This window comes from Bacillus sp. PK6-026 (genome assembly GCF_054161455.1).
Genome location: NZ_CP096418.1, coordinates 3,276,269 through 3,302,500, shown reverse-complemented (window position 1 = coordinate 3,302,500; position 26,232 = coordinate 3,276,269). Strand labels below are relative to the sequence as shown.

Here is a 26,232-nt window from a genome sequence, read left to right as displayed (position 1 = left end):
ATCCCGTCATCCTCCACCATTCATTTTGGAATGGGCCGGTGTAGCTCAATTGGTAGAGCAACTGAATCGTAATCAGTAGGTTGGGGGTTCAAGTCCTCTTGCCGGCACCACGATTTTATGATACAATATAAAAGTTGCTGAAAAAAGACAGATAGCTTTCGAAAAAGTCTTCAGTTTTCATTGCAGTATTGGAGCCATTAGCTCAGTTGGTAGAGCATCTGACTTTTAATCAGAGGGTCGAAGGTTCGAGTCCTTCATGGCTCACCATTTTCATGCGGATGTGGCGGAATTGGCAGACGCGCTAGAATCAGGCTCTAGTGTCTTTTAAAGACGTGGGGGTTCAAGTCCCTTCATCCGCATTGCCAATCTATTTTGCGGAAGTAGTTCAGTGGTAGAACACCACCTTGCCAAGGTGGGGGTCGCGGGTTCGAATCCCGTCTTCCGCTTGATCATCTATGCGCCCGTAGCTCAATTGGATAGAGCGTTTGACTACGGATCAAAAGGTTAGGGGTTCGACTCCTCTCGGGCGCGCCATTATATAACGGGAAGTAGCTCAGCTTGGTAGAGCACATGGTTTGGGACCATGGGGTCGCAGGTTCGAATCCTGTCTTCCCGACCATTATTTGGGGCCTTAGCTCAGCTGGGAGAGCGCCTGCTTTGCACGCAGGAGGTCAGCGGTTCGATCCCGCTAGGCTCCACTTTGTTATCTTTAATATTCACCATGGCGGTGTAGCTCAGCTGGCTAGAGCGTACGGTTCATACCCGTGAGGTCGGGGGTTCGATTCCCTCCGCCGCTATTAAAGGACCTTTAGCTCAGTTGGTTAGAGCAGACGGCTCATAACCGTCCGGTCGTAGGTTCGAGTCCTACAAGGTCCACCATTGTTACGGAGGAATACCCAAGTCTGGCTGAAGGGATCGGTCTTGAAAACCGACAGGGGTGTCAAAGCCCGCGGGGGTTCGAATCCCTCTTCCTCCGCCATATATCTATTATTGTTTTGATCATCGCGGGGTGGAGCAGTTCGGTAGCTCGTCGGGCTCATAACCCGAAGGTCGCAGGTTCAAATCCTGCCCCCGCAACCAAATTTAAATTCATTGCCAAAATGGTCCGGTAGTTCAGTTGGTTAGAATGCCTGCCTGTCACGCAGGAGGTCGCGGGTTCGAGTCCCGTCCGGACCGCCATTTAATAAAGGCTCGGTAGCTCAGTTGGTAGAGCAACGGACTGAAAATCCGTGTGTCGGCGGTTCGATTCCGTCCCGAGCCACCATTTTACAATTTTATATATTGCGGCGGTTGTGGCGAAGTGGTTAACGCACCAGATTGTGGCTCTGGCATTCGTGGGTTCGATTCCCATCAACCGCCCCATGCGAAATGCGGGTGTAGTTTAGTGGTAAAACCTCAGCCTTCCAAGCTGATGTCGTGGGTTCGATTCCCATCACCCGCTCCATTTGCATATCATGGGCCTGTAGCTCAGCTGGTTAGAGCGCACGCCTGATAAGCGTGAGGTCGATGGTTCGAGTCCATTCAGGCCCACCATGATATTCCGCAGTAGCTCAGTGGTAGAGCTATCGGCTGTTAACCGATCGGTCGCAGGTTCGAATCCTGCCTGCGGAGCCATGGAGAAGTACTCAAGTGGCTGAAGAGGCGCCCCTGCTAAGGGTGTAGGTCGCGTAAGCGGCGCGAGGGTTCAAATCCCTCCTTCTCCGCCATTGTTTCAATAAGGCCCGTTGGTCAAGTGGTTAAGACACCGCCCTTTCACGGCGGTAACACGGGTTCGAATCCCGTACGGGTCATCATGTTAAACTCTGCATCATTATGATGCGGAGTTTTTTTATGCCTGTATGACTTCAGTCAATGTTCAAAAAGGATATTGTTGAACTTTGTCAATAAAAAGAAGCGCTTTCATGAAAGGGATCAAGCCATATTATGCGAATAAAAGAGTAATCTTTAAATATAGTGGCAGAAAGGATGAAATCAATGGCTGGTGTGAGTGCCTCGGATATTAAAGCGCATCTCTTTCATGACGGTCGGCTTTATGAATGCTACAGATTTTTCGGCGCTCATCAAATGGAACAGGACGGCCGCCAAGGTTTTCGCTTCTGTGTTTGGGCCCCTCATGCGAAGGAAGTTCGAATCGCCGGAACGTTTAACGGCTGGTCCGGTGCCCGGCATCAAATGGAGCGTCATCAGGAAGGCATATGGGAACTGTTTATCCCCGGCATAGGAGAAGGGGAGCTGTATAAATATGAAATGATCACAGCCGCAAATGAAACAAAATTGAAGGCCGATCCCTATGCTTTTTTTTCTGAAGTCAGGCCGAAAACGGCATCGATCACTTATCAATTGGCCGGATACCCATGGGGCGACCGAAAGTGGCAAAAGAAAAAGAAACAAAAAAACGTATATGAAAAACCGATTTCCATCTACGAGCTTCATGTCGGTTCGTGGAAAAAGAAAGCGGATGGGCGTTTTTTCACATACCGGGAACTGAGCGAAACAGTCATTCCTTACGTTAAAGAACACGGATTCACACATATCGAGCTGATGCCGTTGACAGAGCACCCGTTTGACCGTTCATGGGGCTATCAGACAACGGGGTACTACAGTCCGACGAGCAGATATGGCGAACCGCATGACTTGATGTATTTTATCGATCAGTGCCATCAGCATGAGATCGGCGTTATTATGGATTGGGTTCCCGGCCATTTCTGCAAAGATGACCACGGCTTGTATTTGTTTGACGGTATGCCGCTGTATGAATATTCACATGAGCATGACAGGGAAAATTGGGAATGGGGGACCGCCAATTTTGACCTCGGAAAACGAGAAGTTCGCAGTTTTTTAATCTCGAATGCGTTGTATTGGATCGAGATGTATCATATAGATGGATTTCGAGTCGATGCAGTTGCAAACCTCCTGTATTGGCCAAACCGTCCTCAGCCTGAAGCGAACGGCTTTGCCGTCGAATTTATTCAAACTTTAAATGAACAGGTTTTTGCAAAAGATCCCCACTTTTTAATGATTGCTGAGGACTCCACAGACTGGCCGCTTGTGACGCATCCGACCTATGCAGGCGGTCTCGGGTTTAATTATAAGTGGAATATGGGTTGGATGAACGATGTATTAACCTATATGGAAGCTTCCCCAGAACAAAGAAAACACCTGCATCATCTTGTTTCATTCTCCTTAATGTATGCCTACTCAGAAAATTACATCCTGCCGTTCTCCCATGATGAAGTGGTATACGGCAAAAAGTCTCTGCTTCATAAGATGCCCGGCGATTACTGGCAGAAATTCGCCCAGTACCGCCTGCTGATCAGTTATTTTACGCTGCACCCGGGAAAAAAACTTCTCTTTATGGGCGGTGAGTTTGCTCAATTTGATGAATGGAAAGACGAAGAAGAGCTCGATTGGTTCTTGGACGATTTTGACATGCACTGCAAGGCCCGGATGTTTACAAAGGAGGCTCTTCACCTCTACAAAAAAAGCCGTATTCTGTATGAAAATGATCATCGGCAGCAAGGATTCGAGTGGATTGACGTCAACAATGCGGAACAGTCGATTGTATCGTTTATCCGCTATGGAAAACAGCCCGGTGAAGCGTTGATTATCGTCTGCAATTTTACGCCTTCCGTTTATCACGAATATCAGGTCGGCGTCCCTTTTCAAACCGAATATATCGAAGTGCTTAACAGCGATGATGTAAAATACGGAGGTTCACACCAAATCAACCCGAAACGCCTTCAAGCAAAAGCAGGCGTTCTGCACGGCAAACCATACAGCATCAGCATGACAGTCCCTCCGCTGGGAGCTGCGGTTTTCAGAGCAGTCAAAAAGAGAGGAGCGAAAAAGGGATGAAAGAACAATGTGTGGCTATGCTTTTGGCTGGCGGCAAGGGAAGCAGGCTGAATGCCTTAACGAAAAACCTCGCAAAACCGGCCGTTCCATTTGGCGGCAAGTACAGAATCATCGATTTTGCCCTCAGCAACTGCGCCAACTCGGGAATTCATCATGTCGGTGTGCTGACTCAATACCAACCGCTTTTATTAAACTCATATATCGGCATCGGCGAGCCATGGGATCTTGACCGCAATGACGGCGGGGTCTCCATTTTGTCCCCTTATGCAGAAGCGTCAGAAGTGAAGTGGTACAAAGGAACGGCAAGCGCGATTTATGAAAACCGCCATTTTTTAAAAGAGCTTCAGCCTGAACATGTACTCATCCTATCAGGAGATCATATCTACAAAATGGATTACGGAAAAATGCTCGAATACCACGTGGAGAAACAGGCTGACGCCACCATTGCCGTCATCGAAGTGAGCTGGGCAGAAGCCGGCCGTTTCGGTATTCTTCATACGAATGACAAGATGGAGATTACAAGCTTCGAGGAAAAGCCGAAGTACCCGAAGAGCAACTTGGCATCGATGGGTGTCTACGTTTTCAAATGGAGCGTGCTTGAAGAGGCGCTTGAACGCGATGAAAAAAAATCCGGCTCAAGCCACGATTTCGGTAAAGATATCATACCGGCTCTTCTCGAGGAAAAAAAGAAGCTGAACGCTTATCCGTTTAAAGGGTACTGGAAGGATGTCGGTACGGTCAGAAGTTTATGGGAAGCTAATATGGATCTGCTTGGAGATCATCCTCCACTTGACCTGTTCGAACGGAACTGGCGGATTTATTCCGTCGCTCCGAACCTACCGCCGCAGTTTGTTGCCGAGCAGGCGGACATCAAAGAATCGCTCATTAGCGAAGGGTGCGCCGTATATGGGGCTGTCACCCGTTCGGTTATCTTTCAACGCGTTGCAATCGGCAGACATTCCGCGATCAAACGTTCAGTCGTGATGCATGACGTTTCAATTGGAGAGCATGTTGAGATCGAAAATGCTATTGTATCGGCAGGAATACGAATTCCGGACGGATTTCACGCGAAGGCGGAAGATGGCGAAATCCTGCTGATCACAGAGGAATATGTCAAAAAACATAAGGTTGTTTAAACAACACGGAGAGGCGGATGGTGCCAATGAATAAACAAATGCTGGGGATTATTGATGCAGCTGTCAACCAGCACTCTCTTCAGGATTTAACGGCCGGACGTTCGATCGGAGCCGTTCCGTTTGCAGGAAGGTACCGGCTGATCGATTTTGCGTTGTCAGGCATGGTTCATGCAGGCATTCGGAGTGTCGCTGTATTTTCCAAGTCTCCGTACCGTTCCTTGATGGATCATTTAGGATCGGGAAAAGAGTGGGATTTAAACAGGAAAAGGGACGGTCTTTTCTTTCTTCCGTCTTCGATTCCCCATGATGAGCATGTCGGGCTTGGTTCGTTTCGGCAATTTGCCGAGCATCTCGATTATTTTCAAAGAAGTACTCAGCCATATGCTGCTGTGGCAAACAGCTATACGGTCTGTCACATTCCTTTTCAAGAAGTGCTCAACCAGCACCTTGAATCTGGGTGTGATCTGACTGAAGTTTGTCAAGAAGGAAAACCTTTAGGTTTGTATGTCACGAAAAAAAGTCTGTTGAGGGAGATGGTTGAAGGGCATTGCGCCGGAGGAGCGCAATCTTTTGAGGAAGTCTGCCGGAAAGAGCGTGGTTCGCTATCCGTCAACAGCTATGAGCATTCGGGGTATACCGCCGTGATCGACTCTCCTGAAAGCTACCTTTTTCATAGTTTGAACCTCATCCAGCCTGTGTTTCGGGAGCAAGTCTTTCATATGAGCCAGCCTGTCTACACAAAAATAAAAAACGATCCGCCAGTAAAATACGCTAAAAACAGCAGGGTAAAGCAATCGATTATCGCTAACGGCTGCGTCATCGAAGGCGAGGTTGAAAATTCGGTCTTGTTCAGAGGAGTTCACGTAGGAAAAGGAACGACCATTAAAAACAGCGTGATTATGCAAAAAACAAGGATTGGAGAAAACTGCCGACTGGAGCACGTCATCTGCGACAAGGATGTCAAAGTCGGCCATCATATCGAAATGTCCGGCACTATGAGCCTCCCTTTCATCATAAAAAAAGGAGCCGTACAAGGAGCGCTGATGAACTCTTGAAAGTCTTATTCGCTGTCTCTGAATGTGTGCCGTTTGTTAAATCAGGCGGGCTCGCCGATGTCGCAGGTGCGCTCCCGAAAGAACTCGCCCTTTTAGGAATAGAAACGGCTGTCATGATGCCGAAATACAGCTTGATTGCGGAAGATTTCAGAAGAAGGATGGTTAAAACGGCTGAATGCGAAGTTCGCGTCGGGTGGCGCAGGCAGTTTTGCGGCATTGAACACCTTGAACATGACGGAATTTCTTATTATTTTCTAGATCATGAGTATTATTTTAACCGGGATTCCCTCTACGGCCATTATGATGATGGAGAACGGTTTGCTTTTTTCTCGCGGGCCGTTTTGGAAGCATTATACGCGCTGAATTTTGATGCTGATGTCATCCATACCCATGATTGGCACGCAGGGATGATCAATTATTTATTAAAAGAGGAATATCAAAAAAAACCGTTCTATCAGCGCATGAAAAGCGTATTCACCATTCATAACCTTCAATTTCAGGGGATTTTTCCGAAGGAAGCGGTCCATGACTTGCTCGGCCTTGACATTTCCCACTTCACAACGGAAAAGCTCGAGTTTTATGGACACATCAATTATATGAAAGGCGGCATTATTGCCGCTGACCGGGTGACAACGGTCAGTCCGACGTACAGCAATGAAATTTTGACTCCATACTACGGCGAGCGGCTTGAAGGGGTGCTGGCAGACAAGAAGGATGTGCTGACCGGCATTTTAAACGGGATTGATGATGAGCTGTACGACCCTTTAAATGATCCTCACATCGATTATCATTACGATGCCGTCAACCGTGACGGAAAACGGAAAAATAAAGCTGTGATCCAGAAGACATTCGGTCTGCCGGTGAATGAAGACATTCCGCTCATCAGCATGGTGACAAGGCTGACGAAGCAAAAAGGCATCGATTTGATCAAGCGGGTATTGCACGAACTGTTTCAAGAAGAAGACATGCAGCTGCTCGTTTTAGGAACCGGAGAAGCGGAATATGAAAATTATTTTCGCTATATGGAGCAGGCTTTTCCGGAGCGGTGCAAGGCGTATATCGGTTTTCATGAACCGCTCAGCCACAAGATTTATGCCGGCAGCGATCTTTTCCTGATGCCTTCAAAATTCGAGCCGTGCGGTCTTGGGCAGCTGATTGCCCTTAGATACGGAGCGGTTCCGGTTGTCAGGGAAACAGGCGGGCTTCACGATACAGTGACCGCTTACCAGGAAACAAACGGTGAAGGCAACGGTTTTACGTTCGCCCATTTTAACGCCCATGATATGAAGTATACGATTAAAAGAGCACTGTCTATATATCACCGGAAAGAAGAATGGGGCAGCATCGTTCAAAAAGCCATGACACATGATATCAGCTGGGCTTTGTCAGCCCGTCAGTATCAGCAGTTATACAGCCGGGAGATAAAGGGGGAAGCGCCATGTTCTCGTGTAAAGAAAGCTTTAAACAATGCTTTTTGAAGCGTCTTGAACGGTTGTGCGGAAAAAGCTTTCGGGACTCTTCTACGCTTGACCAGTATCAGACGCTCGGCATCATGGTCAGGGAACATATCAGCGCAAACTGGATCAGGACCAATGAAAGGAGCCGCTCCAACCAAAATAAACAGACCTATTATTTATCGATTGAATTTCTTCTGGGCAGACTGCTCGGCCAAAACCTGCTCAACCTCGGCGTCCGTGAAGTTGTCCAAGAAGGTCTTTCCGAGCTTGGCATTTGTCTTGAAGACATCGAAGAGACCGAAATGGATGCAGGCCTTGGCAATGGCGGATTGGGCAGGCTCGCGGCGTGCTTTTTGGATTCACTGGCTTCGCTCGACCTTCCCGGGCATGGGATGGGGATTCGCTACAAGCATGGCTTTTTCGAACAAAAAATCGTTGACGGTCATCAAGTCGAACTGCCTGAACAATGGCTAAAACATGGGTACGTCTGGGAAATCCGCAACGCCGATCAGGCTGTTTATGTTCGTTTCGGCGGGCGGGTCAAGATGGCGCAGGAAGGAGGGCGCCTCCGCTTTTGGCAGGAAGAAGCGGAAGTGATGACAGCCGTGCCTTACGACATTCCGATCATCGGCTATGAGACCGAGACGGTCAATACCCTCCGGCTGTGGAATGCGGAGCCTTGCTCGCTCCATCATGAACCGAATATTTTGAAGTATAAGCGCGAGACAGAAGCTGTATCTGAATGCCTGTATCCGGATGACACGCATGACGAAGGCAAGATTCTCCGTTTGAAACAGCAATATTTTTTAGTATCGGCAAGCCTGCAAAGCATTGTGAAATGCTATAAGAAAAATCACCCGTCACTCCATGATTTTCATCAAAAAGTTGCGATCCATATCAATGACACCCACCCCGCTCTGGCTGTGCCGGAATTGATGAGAATTTTGCTTGATGAAGAAAAAATGACGTGGGATGAAGCGTGGCATGTTACCGTACATACGATTTCATATACGAATCATACGACGCTTGCCGAAGCGCTGGAAAAATGGAGGATCGATTTAATTCAACCGCTTCTGCCGAGAATTTTTATGATCATTGAGGAGATCAATGAGCGGTTTTGCGGCTGGCTGTGGGAAAAATACCCGGGTGAATGGGGAAGGATCGAAAAGCTAGCCGTCATCGCCCACGGCGAAGTGAAAATGGCCCATCTGGCGATCGTCGGAAGCTACAGTGTTAACGGCGTAGCCAACATTCATTCAACCATATTAAAAGAGCGGGAAATGAACGACTTTTATTCTGTATTCCCTTTTAAATTCAATAATAAAACGAATGGCATCTCACATAGAAGGTGGCTGTTAAAGGCAAATCCGCCGCTGGCGAACCTGATAACTGAAGCGATAGGAGACAGGTGGCTGAAAGAACCGGAAAGCCTCTTGGATCTTCGTCCGTTTGTGCACGATTCCGCGTTTCTTGAAGCATTTCAGCGCATCAAAAGGGAACGAAAGCAGCTTTTGGCAGACATGATGAAAGGCAGCATCGGATTCGCCATTAATCCTGACAGCATCTTCGATGTTCAAGTCAAGCGTCTCCACGCTTATAAGCGCCAGCTTTTAAATGTGCTCCATATCATGTACTTGTACAACAGGCTGAAGGAAGACAAAGGCTTTGCCATTTATCCGCAAACATTTATTTTCGGGGCAAAAGCATCGCCGACTTATCATTATGCCAAAAAGGTCATTAAGCTGATCCATTCAGTCGCAGATAAAATCAATCATGATCCGGATGTCAGACAATCGATCAATGTCATCTTTCTGGAAAATTACCGGGTATCAATCGCCGAGCGTATCTTTCCGGCGTCAGATGTCAGCGAGCAAATATCTGCGGCAAGCAAAGAAGCCTCCGGTACAGGAAACATGAAGTTCATGATCAATGGGGCTTTGACGATCGGCACGCATGACGGCGCCAATATTGAAATGCTTGAGAGGGTGGGGCACGAGTGTATTTACACGTTCGGTTTAAAGGCGGATGAAGTGCTGAACTACACTGAAAAAGGCGGCTATCTGTCAAGGGAATACTATCAGCATGATGCAAGGATCAGACAGACGGCCGATCAGCTGATCAATGGTTTTTTCGAAGGGGAAGCCGGCGAATTTGAGCCGATTTATGACTCGCTGATCGCTTATAATGATGAATACTTTGTTTTAAAAGATTTTGCTTCTTATATTGAAGCGCAGGAACGGATTCAAAAAGACTACTTGAATAAGCGTCTTTGGGCCGAAAAAGCCGTCACAAACATCGCGCATGCCGGATATTTTTCAAGTGACCGCACGATCAGGGAGTATGCGGAAGACATTTGGGAAATTGAGCCGTATCACCGCCGAATTTAAAAACGCTAAGCCCCTGACCCGCGGGGCTTAGTCTTCTTCAGTATAAGGATCCTTTTCATAAGCCGGGAGATCACCGAAAGAGGTCATGATGCCTTCTTCATCAAGAAGGTCTTCATATTTTTCGTGTTCTTTCGTCGGGTAGACGGTTACTTCTTTTCCGGTAATGTCTGTTGCGGCATAGTTTTCGTAATCTTCGACGTATCCGAGCGGCTCTTCATATTCCATGTACATCTGGCTGTATGAAAGCGGCGGAACGGCCAGATCCTGAGGTGTTTCAGAATTGCCGTAGCGTTCGACGTCCTGGTAAGCGTCTTCTGAATCGTATGCGACGTTTTCGTCGTCTTCGTCTTTTTCAAAATGTCCGAACGGGGGGTTCAGCACTTCTTCTTCAATCGGACGGTCTTTTGAAACGGAGACGGTTGACGAATGTTCGCTGCATGTCGTTGCGGTTGGCAGTACGGACAGCCTTTCATACGGGATATCCTTTCCGCATACCTCACAGCGGCCGTATGTTCCTTTTTCGATCAAAGCCAGAGCATGTTCGATATCGTGCAAATGCTCTCTTTCATGTTCAAAAAGAGCAAGATCTTTTTCGCGTTCGTACAGTTCTGTACCTTCATCTCCTGGATGGTTGTCATAAGCCGAAAGATCGCCCGTCGAGTTGAACGGATGCGTCACATCGATGCCAAAATGTCCGTTTTCTTTAAAGCGGCTGACGATCTGTTCTTTCCCGGCTTTCAGTTCATTTTCGAGTTTTATCAACTGTTCTTTTGTTAGCACATGCATCGCCTCGTTTCTTTAAAGTGCTCGCGTTTTTAGTATGAACGAATTCAAACAGAACTTTCTTGTAAATAAAAGCAAAAAAAAAAGAGCCATAAAGGCTCCTTTTTTAAAAAATATACTGAATGAGCAGGGCAATGGCGAGCAAAAGGCCGAAAAAGGTGTTCGTCTGCGCCGTTGATTTCATGGCGACCATCAGATCCGCCGGTTTTTCTTTTTCCTTGAACTCCTGGATGGCTTTAATCGGTTTCGGCAGGCTTAATAGAACAATACAGCTCCATAGAGAAACGATCTCAAAGCCGATGTATATACCGATCAATATATAGGAAACAGCAAAAACCCAGCTCAAAATCTGTACGGCATTTTTTCTTCCAGCCAAAATCGGCAGCGTCTTCCTTCCGTTTTCTTTATCTCCGACCATATCGCGGATATTATTGGAAAGATTGATGCCTCCGACTAAAATCGTAATCGGAAGGGAGATCAGAAAGACGTTCCAAGTCAGCCCGCCAGTCTGAATATAATATGAAATCAGAATGATGACCATTCCCATAAAAACGCCCGACATAATTTCACCGAACGGCGTATAGGAGATTGGAAACGGTCCGCCCGTATAAAGATAGCCGACGGCCATGCATACCAATCCGATCAACGCAAGCCACCAGCTTGAAGAAGCGCAGATGTACAGGCCGAGTAAAACGGCTGCTCCAAACAGTCCGTATGCCAGGTATAATACCGTCTTTGGCTTCATTCCATAGCGGACGATAGCACCGCCGATGCCGACCGAGTTTTCATTATCAAGTCCTCGTACAAAATCAAAATACTCATTGAATAAGTTCGTTCCGATTTGAATTAATATTGATGCGGCCAGCATAGCTAAAAACAGCCAGATATCAATTTTTCCCGATTCAAGGGACATTACGGTCCCGAGCGTTACAGGGACAAAGGCTGCTGTCAGTGTATGGGGTCTTGTTAACATCCACCATACGCGCCATTTTTCCGGCTTTATTTCAGAAACACTCCCTGAAAGTGATTGATGCTGCATATAGTATGACTCCTTTAGTTTTAATACGTACACGTCCATACTAAGTTTAGAAAAAGTTAAAAAAGGTGTCAATATAATGGGTGATATTGTTAGAAAAAAAGCGGCCGTCACGCATTTCGAAAATATTAAATGACCTTGTCTTTTTCAATCGGCCGATTACGTTTATAATAGGTAAGGGCGGTTGTTAATAAAGTGTCGTTTTGTTGACACATACCGTTCACAGGTGTATGGTTATAAAAGCATTTTACGGATTTTGGAGGAATGTATCATGGTGACAACAGTGCAGCGCACTTTCCTAAGGGAAGCGCCTGAAGCATTAAACATCGTCAAAAAAGTCAACCATGCTGTTTTAATAAGTTATTCCAGAAAAATTGAGAGCATAGATGCTCTTTCCTTTTTCATAAATGGGGAAGAACAATTTGCCGGGAAACGGTTCTTCTGGTCTGATCCCGACGGCGGACTGACGCTTGTCGGATTGGGAAAGGAAATTTCGGTTTCCACAGACCTGAAGGATGCCGGACGTTATCAGGCTGTACATGAAAAATGGGAGCGCTTAAAAGAGAAAACCTTTCACTTCCACGAAGATCAATGCACGAGTCAGGCAGCGGTTGGGCCATTGCTGTTTGGCGGTTTTTCATTTGATCCGCTGGAAGATCGCAAGCAGCATTGGAACGGCTACCAGGAAGGCGCTTTTTTTATTCCTACCGCTATGCTGACACAGGACGGAGAGGAAACGTTCATTACGGTCAATAGATGGAAGGCTCCTGAAGAGGATGTGCGCAAAGTACTTGAAGAAATAAAGGGCGCTGCTTCACAGCTGATCAAGGCGGACGCTTCCCGTTATCCCGAAAACGGTCATGCGCGATTTACCGCCAAGGAGGAGCTTGATGTTCCTGAATGGCTTGAAGCGGTCCGGCGGGCGACTGACGACATTAAAAACGGGAAGTACGATAAAGTTGTGCTCGCCAGAGAGATCCTTTTAACGTTCGACCAGCCAGTCGAACTTCACAGAGTATTATTCAATCTGATGTCTGAACAAAAAACGAGCTATATATTCGCTATTGAAGAAAACGGCAAAAGTTTTGTCGGCGCGTCACCTGAACGACTGGTCAAAAAAGACGGAGACAACGTGCTGTCGACCTGCCTTGCCGGTTCAATCAAGAGAGGCGAAAGTGAGCAGGAGGACCGGATGCTCGGTCTTGAGCTGTTAAACGATGAAAAAAACCTTATCGAACACGACATTGTCGTCAATATGATTCATCAGGCGCTATTGTCAAATTGCAGCAATATCAAAAAGCCGGCCAAGCCGGGACTGTACAAAACAAAAAATGTGCAGCATTTGTATACGCCGATTGTCGGCAAAATGAATGCGGAGTCCTCGCTTTTTGATTTAATCGAGAAGCTTCATCCAACTCCTGCACTTGGAGGAGCGCCTCAGCAAAAAGCGATTGAGGTCATCAGAGTGTTGGAGCCGATGTCAAGGGGCTGGTATGCGGCACCGGCGGGCTGGATCGACATGTCCGGCAATGGGGAATTTGCGGTGGCGATCAGGTCAGGACTTATCGATTCAAAAGAGGCCAGAATTTTTGCCGGCTGCGGGGTTGTGGCTGATTCCGATCCTCATATGGAATACGAAGAAACGCAAATTAAGATGAAGCCGATGCTGTCTGCACTTGGAGGCGATATCCGTTGACTGAAAATCCAATTACAAAATATATAGGGAATTTTATTGATGAGCTTTCTCTTGCAGGCGTGACAGAAGCGGTCATCTGCCCGGGATCAAGATCGACGCCCCTTGCGATTTTGGCCGCGAGTCATCCGGACATCAATGTTCATATTCATGTGGATGAAAGATCCGCTGCGTTTTTTGCAATGGGCATGGCAAAAGCTATGCGGAAGCCTATCGCATTGATCTGTACATCCGGAACAGCTGCGGCGAATTTCTACCCGGCTGTGATCGAAGCTCATTATTCAAGAATACCGCTTATCATCTTAACGGCTGATCGGCCGCATGAACTGAGAGAAGTAGGAGCACCTCAGGCGATTGATCAGCAATTCTTATTCGGAAACTTTGTTAAGTTTTTCACAGACTCGGCTTTGCCTGACAGTCATCCCGAAATGCTGGCGTACATCCGTTCTTTGGCAGCACGCGCAGCCGGAGAAGCCAAAAAAGCGCCGCGCGGACCCGTGCATATCAACTTTCCGCTGAGAGAGCCGCTCATGCCGAACCTTGAGGATGACCCGTTTCAAAGGTTGAGAAACGGCAGTCATGTGGCGGTTGAAAGCGGCCGCTTTCGTGCTGACCGGCATCAGCTTGAAGCGCTGAGCGCTCTGATCAAAGAGACGGAAAAAGGCATGATCGTCTGCGGAGAGCTGCAAGATGATAACGCCAAAGCACATATTGTATCTCTCTCTCAGGCAGCGGGGTATCCGATTTTGGCTGACCCGCTTTCAAACTTGAGAAACGGCAGCCATTCAAAAGAAACCATCATCGATGGATACGATTCATTATTGAAAGAAGAACAGCTGAAACGGGAGCTCATGCCTGAGCTAGTCATCCGCTTCGGCGCGATGCCGGTTTCAAAGCCGCTTTTTCAGCTGCTAAAGCAAAATCCGAGCATCAGGCAAATCGTTGTTGACCCAGATGGAGGGTGGCGCGATCCGACTCAGCTCAGTGCACATATGCTGCATTGCGCGGAAGAAGAGATTGCGGCTGCTGTGGCTTCCGCTGTCCATTCAGAAAAAAGATCAGACAGCTGGCTGGAGAAATGGCGGTTTGCCAACAGCCGCTTCCGAGCTCTTTTAAGAAATCTTGAAGCTGAGGATCTTACCTTTGAAGGAAATATCTACCGGAACCTGCAGCATTTGATTCCGGAAAACAGTTCCCTGTTTGTCGGTAACAGCATGCCGATCCGCGATGCGGATACATTTTTTGAAAATCAGGAGCGATCATTTCGGATTTTCGCCAATAGAGGGGCAAACGGGATTGACGGCGTTGTCTCGACTGCGCTGGGCATATATGCCGCAACGAAAGAACCGGTAACTCTTGTCATTGGCGATCTGTCTTTTTATCACGATTTAAACGGCCTTCTTGTCAGCAAAACGCTCGACATTCCGCTGACTGTCGTTCTCGTCAACAATGACGGCGGCGGCATTTTCTCATTTCTTCCCCAATCTGCTGAAGAAAGGTACTTCGAGCTCTTGTTCGGAACGCCGACGGGGCTCGAATTCGAGCATGCCGCCAAGCTGTATGGGGGACGCTATGTATGCCCTGAGTCATCCGCTCATTTTGCCGATGCGTATTTGTCCTCCGTCAACCGCCGCGGCTTGGATATCATTGAGGTGAAAACGAAGCGCGATGATCGTGTAGAGCAGCATCGCCGAATGCTTGATTCCGCAATGTATGAAATAAGAAAAGAGTGGCCGTTTTGAAATTAACACTGAAAGACGGCGTTTCCTATAAAATAGAAGACAATGGCCTGTCTGCGGAAAAAACGGCGGTGTTTTTGCATGGCTTTACAGGAAGTGCGGCAACATGGGACGGGATAGACGGCTATTTTCAGGGGCTGCGTCTGATCAAGCTGAACCTGCTCGGACACGGCGGAACAGACTCGCCGGCAGACAGCAGCCGCTACACAACAGAGAAGCAGGCAGCCGATCTGATCGAGATTTTTGATCAGTTAAATGTGAAACAGGCTTACCTCATCGGTTATTCAATGGGCGGCCGGCTTGCCTTATCAGTGGCGATGATTCATCCGGAGCGTGTGTCCGGTCTTGTGCTGGAAAGCAGTTCTCCGGGGCTTGATTCGCCGGAAGAAAGAAAAATGCGCAGGGAGCAGGACAGCCGGCTCAGCAGACGGATACTTGAAGAAGGAATCGAGTCTTTCGTAGATTATTGGGAAGGCATTCCGCTGTTTGCATCTCAGCTGTCAATGGACCCTTCGAAAAGAAAAAAAGTGCGTGAAGAACGTCTGAACAACAATCCGGTCGGGCTTCGAGGCAGCTTAATCGGAATGGGAACCGGATCACAGCCGTCCTGGTGGAACAGATTGAGCGGAATCGATGATCCGGTGCTTCTCATTGCGGGGAGCCTGGATCGGAAATTTATCGCGATCAATGAAAGCATGGCAAAGCGAATTCCAACCGCCCGCCTCGAGATTGTTGAACATACCGGTCATGCGGTTCATGTGGAAGAGCCCGATTTTTTTGGTAAAATAGTAAGTGAATTTATTTTAAAATAGGAGGTACACATCTATGACTGTAGAATGGAAAAGCGAACGTCAATACGAAGATGTATTATATGAAACATATAACGGCATCGCCAAAATCACGATCAATCGCCCTGAGGTACATAACGCATTTCGTCCAAAAACGGTTTCGGAACTGATCGATGCGTTTGCATATGCGCGGGATGATGCCAATATCGGTGTCATTATCCTTGCAGGGGCCGGCGATAAAGCGTTTTGTTCAGGAGGAGACCAGAAGGTAAGAGGACACGGCGGCTATGTTGGCGAAGACGAGATTCCACGTCTGAACGTTCTTGATCTTCAGCGGCTGATCCGCGTCATTCCGAAGCCTGTTGTTGCGATGGTGTCAGGCTATGCGATCGGCGGCGGCCATGTGCTCCACATCGTATGCGATTTGACGATTGCCGCAGACAACGCAATTTTCGGACAAACAGGGCCGAAAGTCGGCAGCTTTGATGCAGGCTACGGATCAGGCTATCTGGCGCGTATCGTGGGTCATAAAAAAGCGCGTGAAATCTGGTATCTGTGCCGTCAATACAACGCTCAGGAAGCTAAGGAAATGGGCCTTGTCAATACGGTTGTACCGCTTGAAAAGCTTGAAGAAGAAACGATTCAATGGTGTGAAGAAATGCTTGAGAAAAGCCCGACAGCACTCAGATTTCTTAAAGCGGCCTTTAATGCCGACACGGACGGGCTTGCAGGCATCCAGCAGTTTGCCGGAGATGCGACACTGCTTTATTACACAACAGATGAAGCGAAAGAAGGCCGCGATGCGTTTAAAGAAAAACGCCGTCCAGATTTCGGACAGTTCCCGCGTTTTCCTTAAAAGACGGAAGAGAGAAACAGCTTAGTGCGACTGAGCTGTTTCTTTTATCATTCAAGATATTTTTTGGAGATGATGATATGCTGATGGACCATCCGAATTGGCTTAAACAGCGAGCAGAGCTGACTCCTGACAGGATGGCTGTGATTCAGGGGGATCACAAGCTGACTTTTAATCAATTATTTCATGAAGCAAAAAAAACGGCCGGGCAGCTGAAGAGCTTTGGTCTGAGGAAAGGGGATACAGCGGCTGTACTTCTCACCAACCGGCTGGAGATGGTTATCGCCGTCCATGCCTGTTTTATTCTCGGAGTTCGCATCGTTTTGCTGAATACGAAGCTGTCAATGGCCGAACGAACATATCAAATTGAACACTCGGAAGCAAAGCTATTGCTTACAGAACAGCCTTTCCTGGAAGAGCATAGAGAGGGCAAGCCGGCCCGCGCTGTTGACATTGAAGACGTTCAAAACGCCGCCGGCCCTCCGGTTACGGAAATCGAGAGCATTCATTTGGACGATGCGGCCACAATTATGTATACGTCCGGAACGACAGGACGGCCGAAAGGGGTTATGCAGACATTTGCCAACCATTATTTCAGCGCGGTTTCATCCGCTTTGAATTTGGGGCTCCAAGAACACGATCGCTGGCTGATCGCCTTGCCGCTTTTCCACATCAGCGGCTTATCGGCTCTTTTTAAATCGGTCATTTACGGAATGACAGTTGTTTTACATCAAAGGTTTGACGCGGAAGAAGTTCTCTGTTCGATCAAAGACAATCAAGTAACGATTGCATCGGTCGTTCAGACGATGCTGTCAAGGCTTGCGGCAAAAGTCGACAGCTGCCCCGAATCATTAAGGTGCCTGTTACTGGGCGGAGGGCCTGCCCCGCTTTCTCTCCTTGAGGAATGCAAAAGAAAGAGGCTGCCTGTCGTACAGTCATACGGGATGACTGAAACGTGCTCACAGATTGCCACCCTCGCCCCAGAATACTCGATTGAAAAGCTCGGTTCAGCCGGCAAGCCGCTGTTTGCATCAAGCATTAAAATCGAAAAGAACGGCACGGAATGCCAACCCGGAGAACATGGAGAAATAACCGTAAAAGGGCCGACCGTTATGAAGGGCTACTTAAAAAATGAGGCGGCAGACAAAGCCTCATTCAATGACGGCTGGTTTAAAACCGGTGATATCGGGTATCTTGACGTTGACGGATTTTTATACGTGCTGGACAGGCGTTCAGACTTAATCATATCAGGGGGAGAAAACATCTATCCGGCTGAAGTCGAGGCCGTTCTTCTGTCACACCCCAAAGTTGCGGAAGCGGGGGTAAAAGGGGTCGATGACAAAACTTGGGGAAAGGTTCCCCACGCCTATCTTGTCGCCGCCAGCCCTGTTGATGAAGAGGAGCTGAGCGACTTTTGCAAAGAACGGCTTGCTTCCTATAAAGTGCCTAAAGCCTTTCATTTTGTCGGCAAGCTGCCGAGAAATGCTTCGAATAAACTGATGAGACATCAATTGTAGAAGGAGAGCGCCATGATTCAAATCAAACAGCTGACATTGTACCATCTCAGCATGCGGCTGAAAAAGCCTTTTAAATCAAGCTTGGAAACCTTTCAGGATCGCAAGTTTATCATCATAGAAGCTGCTGACCGGGAAGGGGTGACAGGCTGGGGGGAAGTATCCGCTTTTTCATCTCCGTGGTACACAGAAGAAACAACGGAGACATGTTACCACATGCTAAAAGATTTTTTGATTCCGGCTGTGCTGCGCGAATCATTCACACACCCTTCAGAAGTGCCCGAGAGCATTCGCGGATTCAAAGGCAACAGAATGGCAAAGGCCGGCCTTGAAGCCGCCTTTTGGGACATTTACGCCAGGAAAAAAGGGATCTCTTTAAGAGAGGCGCTGGGCGGAGTAAAAACAGAAGTTCCTGCCGGGGTCGTCGTCGGTCTTGCTCCATTGGATGATATGCTTGAGGAAATTGAACAATATGTAAAAGAAGGTTATCAAAGAATAAAAATCAAAATTCAGCCGGGGCAGGATATAGAGCTTTTAAAGGAAATACGCCGGCATTTTCCGAAGGTGCCGCTGATGGCGGATGCCAACTCTTCTTATGAATTAAAAGACATCAGCCGGATCAAAGAGCTTGACGCATTTAAATTAATGATGATCGAACAGCCTTTGGCGGATGATGATATCGTAGACCACCGCCATCTGCAAAAACATATCAAAACATCAATTTGTCTTGACGAAAGCATCCGTTCTGCTGATGATGCGCGAAAGGCAATCGAGCTTGGCAGCTGCAAAATTATCAATATTAAGCCGTCCCGAGTCGGCGGTTTGACAGAAGCTCTGAAAATCCATGACATCTGCAAAGAACATCAAATGCCTGTCTGGTGCGGCGGCATGTTTGAAACCGGTATTTCAAGAGCACACAATCTTGCGCTGAGTTCTCTTCCGCAGTTTTTGATTCCCGGGGATCTTTCTTCATCCTCAAGGTATTGGGAAGAGGATATCGTAAAACCGGAAATTCGCATCGAAGGCGGCTATATTCAGGTTCCAAGCCGACCGGGAATGGGCTTTGAAGTGGATACTCATGTTTTAAGAAAGAATTCATCTAAAATAGATGTTTTCAAACAGTAAAGGCTGTTTTAAACGCTGATTTCCAGATTTTCAAGCTTTGTTAAATGGACGGCCTCTCATGTATAGTAAAGCTGTACATTATTCCCTTCTCGTTTGGACCGGCTTTCAAGCCGGTTTTTTTAAAAATATGAAAAGAGCTGCCTTTATGACAGCCCTTTCCTTTAATCGCCCAAAAGCAAATCTTCGTGTACGATCTGTCCGATCAGCCGGTCCGCTTGATCCGGCAGCCCGTCCAGACATCCGTATTCATAATCCCATAAGTTCATGAAGGAGCAGGCGGCTTTTTGAAATGCGGTTTCGTCCGCCCCGTGGATTTCCTGATAAAAAGCCTGTAGCAGCGACTCTTTATTCATGACTGTCCCTCCTTCATTCATCCGCTTTAATGATGTTCAGGTTTAAATGTTTTACAATCCGTTTCTTTGCTATTAGAAGCTTTTTCACCTTCAGCATGGCTGACGACATAAATGGCGTCGGCTGTACACTTGTTTCCCTGGCCCCAATAGGTGCAGTTGCTGACTTCACACAGTATTTTTTGTTCCATATCATTTTGGCCCCCTTTAAAAGTTGTACACATTTAGCTTAACCTTATTCATGCTGTTTGATGTACCTCTTGTCCTTCATGAACAATTTCCAGAAATAATAAAAGCCGGGGAATAAAATAATAAAACCGACGATATAGGAGATGAACAGCGCCCTGAATGTCTCCGGCGCGGTGAAGCCTGATTGAATCGTGACATCAGGATAGACCATGTAAGGAAGGTGCGCTCTCCCGTAAACATAGCTCGCCGTAAAATACTGCAGCGTAATGGCGATGACGGCGAGGCGAGGCTTTCCCTGCCGGTCGCTGTTATGTCTGTTTGGCAGAAACAAAGCCGCAAATGCGACGAGAAACAGCAAAAACGATAAAATCAGCCACGGAAGCCCGTCCATCATTTTTGTATAAAGCCAGCGGGCTTCCGTCCTCATGGTCATCATGATGCTGAATGACATAAGCAAAGCGAGCGGGCCGGTGATTAAAGCGTTTCGGCGGTAGACCTGATACGCGTCTTTTTCTCCGGCTACATTTGAAAAATCAGCCAGCAGCAATGAAGACAGAAACAGCGTGCTGAAAATGGCAAAGCCCATAAAAGAATAGGCATGAGGGCTTAAAAACAAATTAATAAAATCCAATTGGTGGTTTCCGTCTACCTGATATACGAAGTTGCCGTGTGTCACGGGCAAGACAAGGATTAAAACAGCCGGAATGATAAAGCCGCTGATCCCTGAAACGTAAGTCAACGCCCTTTCATAATCTTTTGCAGCGTGCGAAAAGACCAAAAATCCGCTTCGAATCGCCAAAAGCAATAAAATAATGCTGCCGGGAAGCAAAAGCACCGTTCCCAGCACAAAAGTGCCGCCCGGGAAAAAGCTGAAAAGGGCCACGACGATTCCGACGATGAAAACATTGGTCACTTCCCAGGTCGGGGAAAGGTAGCGGTTTGCAATATTGGTTGCTTTCAGCTGTTTTTTATTCATATAGATCATCGACCAAAATCCCGCTCCAAAATCCATTGACGCCATCACAGCGTAGATAAATATAAATCCCCAGACGATCGAAATAGCCAGCAGGGCATCTGTTGTTCCATCCAGTTGCATCATATGACTTCCCTTCTGTTTTTTTGTGCATTCAGCTGCTTTTTAAATCTTCTTCGACAGGGTGGCGTTTAAAGTAATATTGCAATACGAACACCACCGCTGCTCCTAAAATGATGTAGACGATAAAGAACAAAAGAAACAATATGCCGATCGAGCCGGAGGATGTCACTACTTCGGACGTTTTCTGCATATGGTAAATGACCCAAGGCTGCCTTCCGGTGCAAGCGAACACCCAGCCCAATTCGATTGCAAGCAAAGCGAGCGGGCCGCCGGTTATAAACACGGCCAGCATCCAGCGGGGAAAGCGGTCTTTTTTCATGACTTTTCTCCAAATAAAACCGACAGCGGCATAAACAATCAAAAGGCTGCCGATAAAAACCATGCCGTTGAACAAAGTATGAATGAACAGAGGAGGCCACTCATCCCTTGGAAAGTCATTCAGTCCTTTTACAACGGTGTCAAAGCGGTTGTCGGCCAAAAAGCTTAAAGCCCAAGGAATCTCAATCGCCCATTTGACCGATTGCGTCTTTTCATCAGTAAATCCGCCGATCGCAAGTGGAGCGTGGGACTGAGTTTCAAAAAGCCCTTCTGCGCCCGCCAGTTTTTCAGGCTGGTAGCGGTGAAGAAGCTGTGCGGATTCGTGACCGCTCAGAGCCGTGACCAGAGAAAACGCTCCTCCGACAATCAGCCCGAGCAGCAGCGCTTTTCTATGAAGGGCGTAGACTTTTTCATCACCGCGGTTTCGGAGCATTTTGTAAGCGGCTATCGTCGCAATAATAAACGCGCCCGTCATAAAAGCGGAGACGACAACGTGTCCTGCTGTAGCCACAAAGCTTTTGTTGAAGAACGCCGTCCACGGCTGAACATCTGTAATTTCGCCGTTCACGATTTTGAAGCCTTCAGGCGTTCCCTGGAAAGCGTGCACATTTGTAATTAAGATGGCTGATGCGGCTGCTCCGATAACGATAAAAATGACAGCTGTAATTCTCATAAGAGGAGTCAGCCGATCGGCTGCGTAAACATAAATGGACATAAATAAAGCCTCAATAAAAAAAGCGTAGATTTCAATTTGAAATGGGAGGGACATGACTTTCCCGATCACTTCCATGAATCCCGGCCAAAGCAAGGCGAGCTGCGTTCCGGCAATGGTTCCGGTCGGTATGGCGACCCCGAGCAACACGGCCTGTGCCTTCGTCCATCTTTTTGCCATAATGGCGTAGTGGGGATCTTTCGTTCTTTGATAGATCAGCTCGGCCAGCAAAATCATTAAAGGAATTCCGACACCGAGCGAGGCGAAAATAATATGGAACCCCATCGTTGTTCCGAAAAGGCTTCTTGCAAAAATCAAGTCATTCATCCGGAAAACCACCTTTCATTTACACCATTTTGCTTTTTATTGTTTACCGCCTTTTTTAGATTATTCTTCCTGTGAGCGGTTAAAATGGATAAGGTGATCAAAACATGGCAAATGAACATTCATTTTTGACACAAACATATGAAAGGTATATAATAAAACGTAATTATTACGTTTTGTTAGGAGGAATGGCATATGAAACCAAATATTCATCCGAAAACTTATCAAGTGATCTTTCAGGATGTAAACAGCGGGTACCGTTTTTTAAGCCGCTCAACTAAAACTTCCGATGAGACGGCCGAGTGGGAAGACGGCAAGACGTATCCCGTTATAAAAGTTGAAGTAAGCTCAGACACCCATCCGTTTTATACCGGAAGACAGAAATTCAACGAAAGAGGCGGAAGGGTCGAACAGTTCAAGAAAAGATTTAATATGGATTAAATGAAAAAGACCGGATGTTTCCGGTCTTTTTTCGTCCATATAAAAAAAACAAGCGCATGAGGTCTCATGCGCTTGATCTTTGTTATTTGTTTGATAAAGCTTTTTTCAAGACGGTCAGGTTTTCTTTCATGATGGTAGTATAATCTTTGCCGCTTTCAATGTCTTCTTTTGTTACAGATTCAAGGTTTTTCATCGTCAGACTTTCGGCTCCGATTTCTTTTTTGATGATCTCGGAGATTTTGCTGCTGACATTGCTTTCAAAAATGACGTATTTAATATTATGTTCTTTCGCTGTTTTAACAATGTTTTCAAGCTGCTTTTGTGAAGGTTCCTCAGTAGGCGAAAGGCCGAGAACGCTTATTTGTTTAATGCCGTAGCGTTTTTCCCAGTAGCCGTAGGCGGCATGTGAGACGAGAATTTCTTTTTTATCAGCTTTGTCAACGGTTTGTTTAAAGTCTTTGTCAAGCTGCTCCAAATCTTTTTTTAGAGACTCATAGTTTTTCGTAAACGTTTTTTCGTGTTCCGGATCTAATTTTACGAGTTGGTCTTTAATGTTTTCGGCCATTTTTTCAGCAAGGACAGGATCAAGCCATACGTGCGGGTCATGATCTCCATGGTCGTGATGATGATCATGGCCTTCGGCTTCTCCGTGTTCATGTTCTTCTTCGTGAGCATGCTCATCGTGGTCACCATGTTCTTCTTCATGTGCATGGTCATCGTGTTCGCCTTCTTCTTCACGTGACAGAAGGTCAATGCCCTCTCCGGCTTTGACGATTTTGACGTTGCTGTTTTTTAATGTGTTTACAGCTTTGTCTGCGAATCCTTCTACACCGACTCCAGAGTATATAAAGGCATCCGAGTCGGAAATTTCCGCCATCGTTTTTGAGCTTGGCTCGTAAGTGTGCGCTTCAACGTTTGGCGGGTAAACACTTTTGACGTTCACATATTCTCCGCCGACCTTTTTGGCGAAGTCTTCAAGCGGATAAATGGTTGTATAGATATCCAGCGTGTCTTTATTTTCTTTTTGTTCACTGGAAGTGCCGTTGCTTGAACAACCGGCTGCTAATCCGGCAGCAAGAATGAATGCAGATGCTAATCCGAATGTTTTTTTCATGGTATTTCTCCTCTCAATGTAAAACTGTAATGGTTCCGATTTAATGGTCCTGTATCATTGTATCGTAATAATTACGATTTGAAAAGAGGAAATGATAGTTAAATATACTCAGGCAGTGAATCATGGAAGGCCGACCAGTCTGAATTCATTTCTTTATCTGTAAGAAGGGTCTGATCCAGGGAGCGGATCACGTCTTCCTGATTCATGTCAATGCCGATAAAAACGATTTCCGTTTTCCGGTCTCCGTATGTTTCATCCCAGTCCGTTTTTAAATGGGGATCCTCTTCAAACGCGAGCTTTTGTTCTTCCTCGGGAGACGCTGCAATCCAGGGGCCTGCGCTTTGGATCATCAGAGAAGAGCCTGCCTGGGACAGAAGGCCTGCTGTGTCATTTCGAGAAGCAAGCCAGAAGAAGCCTTTTGCTCTGATAATATGAGGCGGCCAGTTTTCAAGCCAGCGCTTCAGTCTTTCAGGATGGAAAGGCCTTTGTTTTTGATAGACGAAGGAAGAAATTCCGAATTCCTCTGTTTCAGGTGTGTGCTCTTCATTCAGTTCTTTGATCCACCCCGCTGATTGACTCGATTTTTCAAAATCGAACGATTTCGTATTCATGATGGCCGAAATCGGCACTTTTGCGAATGTCGAGGAAATGATTCTGCAGTCCGGATTCAGTTTTCTCAGAGACCAGAAAAGCTTTTCTTGCTCTTTTTTATTGAGTAAATCAGTTTTATTCAAAATGAGGACATCGGCAAATTCGATTTGCTCAATTAAAAGATCGGCCACTTCACGGCTGTCTGTTTCATCTGCCGCCTGTTTCCGTTCCAAAAGGCTTTCCCCCGAAGCGAAGTCCTCAAAAAAACGGCTGCCGTCGACGACGGTGACCATTGTATCAAGCCTGCAATATTTGCTTAAATCAATATCCAGCTCCTCATCTTTGTAAGTAAAGGTTTGGGCAACGGGAATCGGCTCGCTGATACCGGAAGATTCGATGAGAATATAATCGATTCCGCCGTTCTCCGCCAGCTTTTGGACTTCGATGAGCAGATCGTCTCTCAGCGTACAGCAAATGCAGCCGTTCTGCATTTCGACAAGCTTTTCATCCGTGCGGATAAGATCCCCTTTTTTCACGAGGGAGCCGTCGATATTAATTTCACTCATGTCATTGACGATCACGGCGATTTTCATGCCGTGCGCTTCATGCAGGACATGCTGCAGCAGCGTCGTTTTCCCGGACCCGAGATAGCCGCTTAAAACAGTGACAGGAATCAGGTTTTGCGTCATGTTTTCACTTCCTTTAAAACGTAATTATTTCGATTTGCACAATGGAAATCTTACTTGACTTATGAAAAAAATACAAGAAATATGTTATATTTAGATATAAAAAGCGTTTAGAAAGGAAATGAGCCATGAAACTTTTGGAGAACATTCTACAGTTCAATCAACAGTTTGTTGAGCGGCAGGACTATCAAAAATACCAAACAAGCAAGTTTCCCGATAAGAGAATGGTGATTCTGTCTTGCATGGACACAAGGCTTGTCGAGCTGCTTCCTCATGCCATGAATATGCGGAACGGGGACGTGAAGATCGTTAAGAGCGCGGGTGCACTCGTGGCTCATCCTTTCGGGAGTATTATGCGGAGCATTCTCGTTGCGGTATACGAACTGAACGCTGATGAAGTATGCGTGATCGGCCACCATGACTGCGGAATGAGCAAGCTGAGCTGCGACAGCTTTTTGGATAAAGTCGTTAAGCGAGGCATTCCAAAAGAACGGATTGAGACGCTTGAGTACTCCGGCGTCGATTTTGAACAATGGCTGAAAAGCTTTGATTCTGTAGAGGACAGCGTCAGGGATAGTGTAAGCGTGATTCGAAACCATCCGCTGATGCCGGAGGAAGTACCTGTTCACGGACTTGTCATCAATCCGGAAACAGGCAGACTGGATCTTATTGTCAACGGATATCCGGAAGAACGTTAATCCTTTTGCTTTTTTTCCGGAACGGGATCTATCCCGCCGGGATGGAACGGATGGCATTTCAGAATCCGCTTAATGGTGAGCCATCCGCCTTTAAATGCGCCGTGCTTTTCGATCGCTTCACGGCCGTAATTGGAGCATGTCGGATAAAAACGGCATGTCGGCGGAAGAGCCGGTGATATCCATTTTTGATAAAAGCGGATGAGCAGCAGGAATAAGGTTTTCATGTTTTTCGCACCTTTTTTATTTTGACCTTATTATAATATAAGCAAAAAACTCATAAAAAGGAAAAGCA

At 46.9% G+C, this 26,232-nt stretch carries 22 protein-coding genes and 20 tRNA genes (1 of these 42 running past the window's edge); 33 read left to right on the top strand and 9 right to left on the bottom strand.

The features are described 5' to 3' along the window. The 25 genes from M1D59_RS16855 to M1D59_RS16735 form a co-directional block, all read left to right on the top strand. A tRNA-Val gene (locus tag M1D59_RS16855) sits at positions 1 to 19 on the top strand (it extends 57 nt beyond the left edge of the window). 15 nt (positions 20 to 34) lie between these two features. Next, positions 35 to 110 (top strand) — tRNA-Thr (locus tag M1D59_RS16850). A gap of 81 nt (positions 111 to 191) precedes the next feature. Then, positions 192 to 267: transfer RNA gene (locus M1D59_RS16845), tRNA-Lys, on the top strand. A 7-nt stretch (positions 268 to 274) separates the two neighbouring features. Continuing rightward, positions 275 to 359, top strand: a tRNA-Leu gene (locus M1D59_RS16840). Positions 360 to 374: 15 nt separating this feature from the next. Further along, positions 375 to 446: transfer RNA gene (locus tag M1D59_RS16835), tRNA-Gly, on the top strand. A gap of 11 nt (positions 447 to 457) precedes the next feature. Beyond that, positions 458 to 534: transfer RNA gene (locus M1D59_RS16830), tRNA-Arg, on the top strand. An 8-nt stretch (positions 535 to 542) separates the two neighbouring features. Further along, positions 543 to 619, top strand: a tRNA-Pro gene (locus M1D59_RS16825). A gap of 6 nt (positions 620 to 625) precedes the next feature. Further along, positions 626 to 698 (top strand) — tRNA-Ala (locus M1D59_RS16820). Positions 699 to 723: 25 nt separating this feature from the next. Next, positions 724 to 797 (top strand) — tRNA-Met (locus tag M1D59_RS16815). A gap of 5 nt (positions 798 to 802) precedes the next feature. Further along, positions 803 to 879 (top strand) — tRNA-Ile (locus tag M1D59_RS16810). Positions 880 to 886: 7 nt separating this feature from the next. Further along, positions 887 to 979: transfer RNA gene (locus M1D59_RS16805), tRNA-Ser, on the top strand. Positions 980 to 1,003: 24 nt separating this feature from the next. Then, positions 1,004 to 1,080: transfer RNA gene (locus M1D59_RS16800), tRNA-Met, on the top strand. A 22-nt stretch (positions 1,081 to 1,102) separates the two neighbouring features. After that, a tRNA-Asp gene (locus M1D59_RS16795) sits at positions 1,103 to 1,179 on the top strand. Between the two features lie 9 nt (positions 1,180 to 1,188). After that, positions 1,189 to 1,264 (top strand) — tRNA-Phe (locus M1D59_RS16790). Between the two features lie 22 nt (positions 1,265 to 1,286). Further along, a tRNA-His gene (locus M1D59_RS16785) sits at positions 1,287 to 1,362 on the top strand. Between the two features lie 8 nt (positions 1,363 to 1,370). Next, positions 1,371 to 1,444, top strand: a tRNA-Gly gene (locus tag M1D59_RS16780). Between the two features lie 12 nt (positions 1,445 to 1,456). Further along, positions 1,457 to 1,533, top strand: a tRNA-Ile gene (locus M1D59_RS16775). 6 nt (positions 1,534 to 1,539) lie between these two features. Continuing rightward, a tRNA-Asn gene (locus M1D59_RS16770) sits at positions 1,540 to 1,614 on the top strand. A gap of 1 nt (position 1,615) precedes the next feature. Next, positions 1,616 to 1,706 (top strand) — tRNA-Ser (locus M1D59_RS16765). Between the two features lie 12 nt (positions 1,707 to 1,718). Then, positions 1,719 to 1,790 (top strand) — tRNA-Glu (locus tag M1D59_RS16760). Positions 1,791 to 1,974: 184 nt separating this feature from the next. Continuing rightward, on the top strand, positions 1,975 to 3,855 hold the full coding sequence (gene glgB / locus M1D59_RS16755; RefSeq protein WP_145930100.1) for a 1,4-alpha-glucan branching enzyme: 1,881 nt from the start codon (positions 1,975 to 1,977) through the stop codon (positions 3,853 to 3,855). Then, positions 3,852 to 4,991 carry a glucose-1-phosphate adenylyltransferase gene (locus M1D59_RS16750; RefSeq protein WP_216919712.1) on the top strand — a complete coding sequence of 380 codons (1,140 nt, stop codon included), beginning with the start codon at positions 3,852 to 3,854 and terminating at the stop codon, positions 4,989 to 4,991. Before glgB ends, M1D59_RS16750 begins: the two co-directional genes overlap by 4 nt. 26 nt (positions 4,992 to 5,017) lie before the next feature. Further along, positions 5,018 to 6,046 carry a GlgC family sugar phosphate nucleotidyltransferase gene (locus tag M1D59_RS16745; RefSeq protein ID WP_023855807.1) on the top strand — a complete coding sequence of 343 codons (1,029 nt, stop codon included), beginning with the start codon at positions 5,018 to 5,020 and terminating at the stop codon, positions 6,044 to 6,046. Next, the gene (gene glgA, locus M1D59_RS16740) at positions 6,043 to 7,524 is read left to right on the top strand and encodes a glycogen synthase GlgA (RefSeq protein WP_224066687.1); all 1,482 of its coding nucleotides are present in this window, start codon (positions 6,043 to 6,045) and stop codon (positions 7,522 to 7,524) included. The genes M1D59_RS16745 and glgA overlap by 4 nt, the downstream gene beginning before the upstream one ends. Next, positions 7,485 to 9,890 (top strand): glycogen/starch/alpha-glucan phosphorylase, encoded by a 2,406-nt coding sequence (locus tag M1D59_RS16735; RefSeq protein WP_458117543.1) that lies wholly within the window; start codon positions 7,485 to 7,487, stop codon positions 9,888 to 9,890. Before glgA ends, M1D59_RS16735 begins: the two co-directional genes overlap by 40 nt. Before the next feature lie 27 nt (positions 9,891 to 9,917). Here M1D59_RS16735 and M1D59_RS16730 read toward each other — a convergent pair whose 3' ends face one another. Both M1D59_RS16730 and M1D59_RS16725 read right to left on the bottom strand, forming a co-directional pair. Then, positions 9,918 to 10,670: a TraR/DksA C4-type zinc finger protein gene (locus M1D59_RS16730; RefSeq protein ID WP_458117542.1), complete on the bottom strand. Its 753-nt coding sequence runs from the start codon at positions 10,668 to 10,670 to the stop codon at positions 9,918 to 9,920. A 109-nt stretch (positions 10,671 to 10,779) separates the two neighbouring features. Next, positions 10,780 to 11,712 (bottom strand): 1,4-dihydroxy-2-naphthoate polyprenyltransferase, encoded by a 933-nt coding sequence (locus M1D59_RS16725; RefSeq protein ID WP_020452697.1) that lies wholly within the window; start codon positions 11,710 to 11,712, stop codon positions 10,780 to 10,782. Between the two features lie 268 nt (positions 11,713 to 11,980). On the opposite strand from M1D59_RS16725, the gene M1D59_RS16720 reads away from it, so the two are divergent. The 6 genes from M1D59_RS16720 (at position 11,981) to menC (ending at position 19,421) form a co-directional block, all read left to right on the top strand. After that, positions 11,981 to 13,405 (top strand): isochorismate synthase, encoded by a 1,425-nt coding sequence (locus M1D59_RS16720; RefSeq protein WP_023855811.1) that lies wholly within the window; start codon positions 11,981 to 11,983, stop codon positions 13,403 to 13,405. Next, positions 13,402 to 15,144: a 2-succinyl-5-enolpyruvyl-6-hydroxy-3-cyclohexene-1-carboxylic-acid synthase gene (menD, locus tag M1D59_RS16715; RefSeq protein ID WP_212791729.1), complete on the top strand. Its 1,743-nt coding sequence runs from the start codon at positions 13,402 to 13,404 to the stop codon at positions 15,142 to 15,144. Before M1D59_RS16720 ends, menD begins: the two co-directional genes overlap by 4 nt. Next, positions 15,132 to 15,953, top strand: a complete 822-nt coding sequence (menH, locus tag M1D59_RS16710; protein WP_025810960.1) for a 2-succinyl-6-hydroxy-2,4-cyclohexadiene-1-carboxylate synthase — start codon at positions 15,132 to 15,134, stop codon at positions 15,951 to 15,953. The genes menD and menH overlap by 13 nt, the downstream gene beginning before the upstream one ends. Before the next feature lie 13 nt (positions 15,954 to 15,966). After that, positions 15,967 to 16,785, top strand: a complete 819-nt coding sequence (menB, locus tag M1D59_RS16705) for a 1,4-dihydroxy-2-naphthoyl-CoA synthase (RefSeq protein ID WP_020452693.1) — start codon at positions 15,967 to 15,969, stop codon at positions 16,783 to 16,785. A 77-nt stretch (positions 16,786 to 16,862) separates the two neighbouring features. Next, on the top strand, positions 16,863 to 18,299 hold the full coding sequence (locus M1D59_RS16700; RefSeq protein ID WP_023855814.1) for an o-succinylbenzoate--CoA ligase: 1,437 nt from the start codon (positions 16,863 to 16,865) through the stop codon (positions 18,297 to 18,299). Between the two features lie 12 nt (positions 18,300 to 18,311). Next, complete coding sequence (gene menC / locus M1D59_RS16695; protein WP_458117541.1) at positions 18,312 to 19,421, top strand: o-succinylbenzoate synthase; 1,110 nt, start codon at positions 18,312 to 18,314, stop codon at positions 19,419 to 19,421. Positions 19,422 to 19,582: 161 nt separating this feature from the next. On the opposite strand, the gene M1D59_RS16690 is transcribed toward menC, so the two are convergent. From M1D59_RS16690 to M1D59_RS16675, 4 genes are read right to left on the bottom strand one after another with little or no spacing between them, the layout of a single operon-like run. Beyond that, entirely contained in the window at positions 19,583 to 19,774 is a 192-nt protein-coding gene (locus M1D59_RS16690) for a hypothetical protein (RefSeq protein WP_020452690.1), read from the bottom strand. 26 nt (positions 19,775 to 19,800) lie between these two features. Next, positions 19,801 to 19,962, bottom strand: coding sequence for a DUF1540 domain-containing protein (locus M1D59_RS16685; RefSeq protein ID WP_075212789.1), 162 nt, complete (start codon positions 19,960 to 19,962; stop codon positions 19,801 to 19,803). Between the two features lie 44 nt (positions 19,963 to 20,006). Further along, a complete protein-coding gene (locus tag M1D59_RS16680) occupies positions 20,007 to 21,050 on the bottom strand; it encodes a cytochrome d ubiquinol oxidase subunit II (RefSeq protein ID WP_025810962.1) in 1,044 nt (347 codons plus the stop codon). Positions 21,051 to 21,087: 37 nt separating this feature from the next. Beyond that, complete coding sequence (locus M1D59_RS16675) at positions 21,088 to 22,413, bottom strand: cytochrome ubiquinol oxidase subunit I (protein ID WP_023855818.1); 1,326 nt, start codon at positions 22,411 to 22,413, stop codon at positions 21,088 to 21,090. A 192-nt stretch (positions 22,414 to 22,605) separates the two neighbouring features. Here M1D59_RS16675 and M1D59_RS16670 point away from each other — a divergent pair, with 192 nt between their 5' ends. Continuing rightward, positions 22,606 to 22,851 carry a type B 50S ribosomal protein L31 gene (locus M1D59_RS16670; RefSeq protein ID WP_003184624.1) on the top strand — a complete coding sequence of 82 codons (246 nt, stop codon included), beginning with the start codon at positions 22,606 to 22,608 and terminating at the stop codon, positions 22,849 to 22,851. Between the two features lie 82 nt (positions 22,852 to 22,933). Here the strand turns inward: M1D59_RS16670 and M1D59_RS16665 are convergent, their stop codons facing one another. Continuing rightward, complete coding sequence (locus tag M1D59_RS16665) at positions 22,934 to 23,965, bottom strand: metal ABC transporter substrate-binding protein (protein WP_065643695.1); 1,032 nt, start codon at positions 23,963 to 23,965, stop codon at positions 22,934 to 22,936. Positions 23,966 to 24,063: 98 nt separating this feature from the next. Continuing rightward, entirely contained in the window at positions 24,064 to 25,245 is a 1,182-nt protein-coding gene (locus M1D59_RS16660; protein WP_026579027.1) for a GTP-binding protein, read from the bottom strand. Between the two features lie 125 nt (positions 25,246 to 25,370). Here M1D59_RS16660 and M1D59_RS16655 point away from each other — a divergent pair, with 125 nt between their 5' ends. Beyond that, complete coding sequence (locus M1D59_RS16655; protein WP_020452684.1) at positions 25,371 to 25,940, top strand: beta-class carbonic anhydrase; 570 nt, start codon at positions 25,371 to 25,373, stop codon at positions 25,938 to 25,940. Here the strand turns inward: M1D59_RS16655 and yidD are convergent. Beyond that, positions 25,937 to 26,164: a membrane protein insertion efficiency factor YidD gene (yidD, locus tag M1D59_RS16650; RefSeq protein WP_075751863.1), complete on the bottom strand. Its 228-nt coding sequence runs from the start codon at positions 26,162 to 26,164 to the stop codon at positions 25,937 to 25,939. The genes M1D59_RS16655 and yidD overlap by 4 nt on opposite strands. Positions 26,165 to 26,232 lie beyond the last annotated feature (68 nt).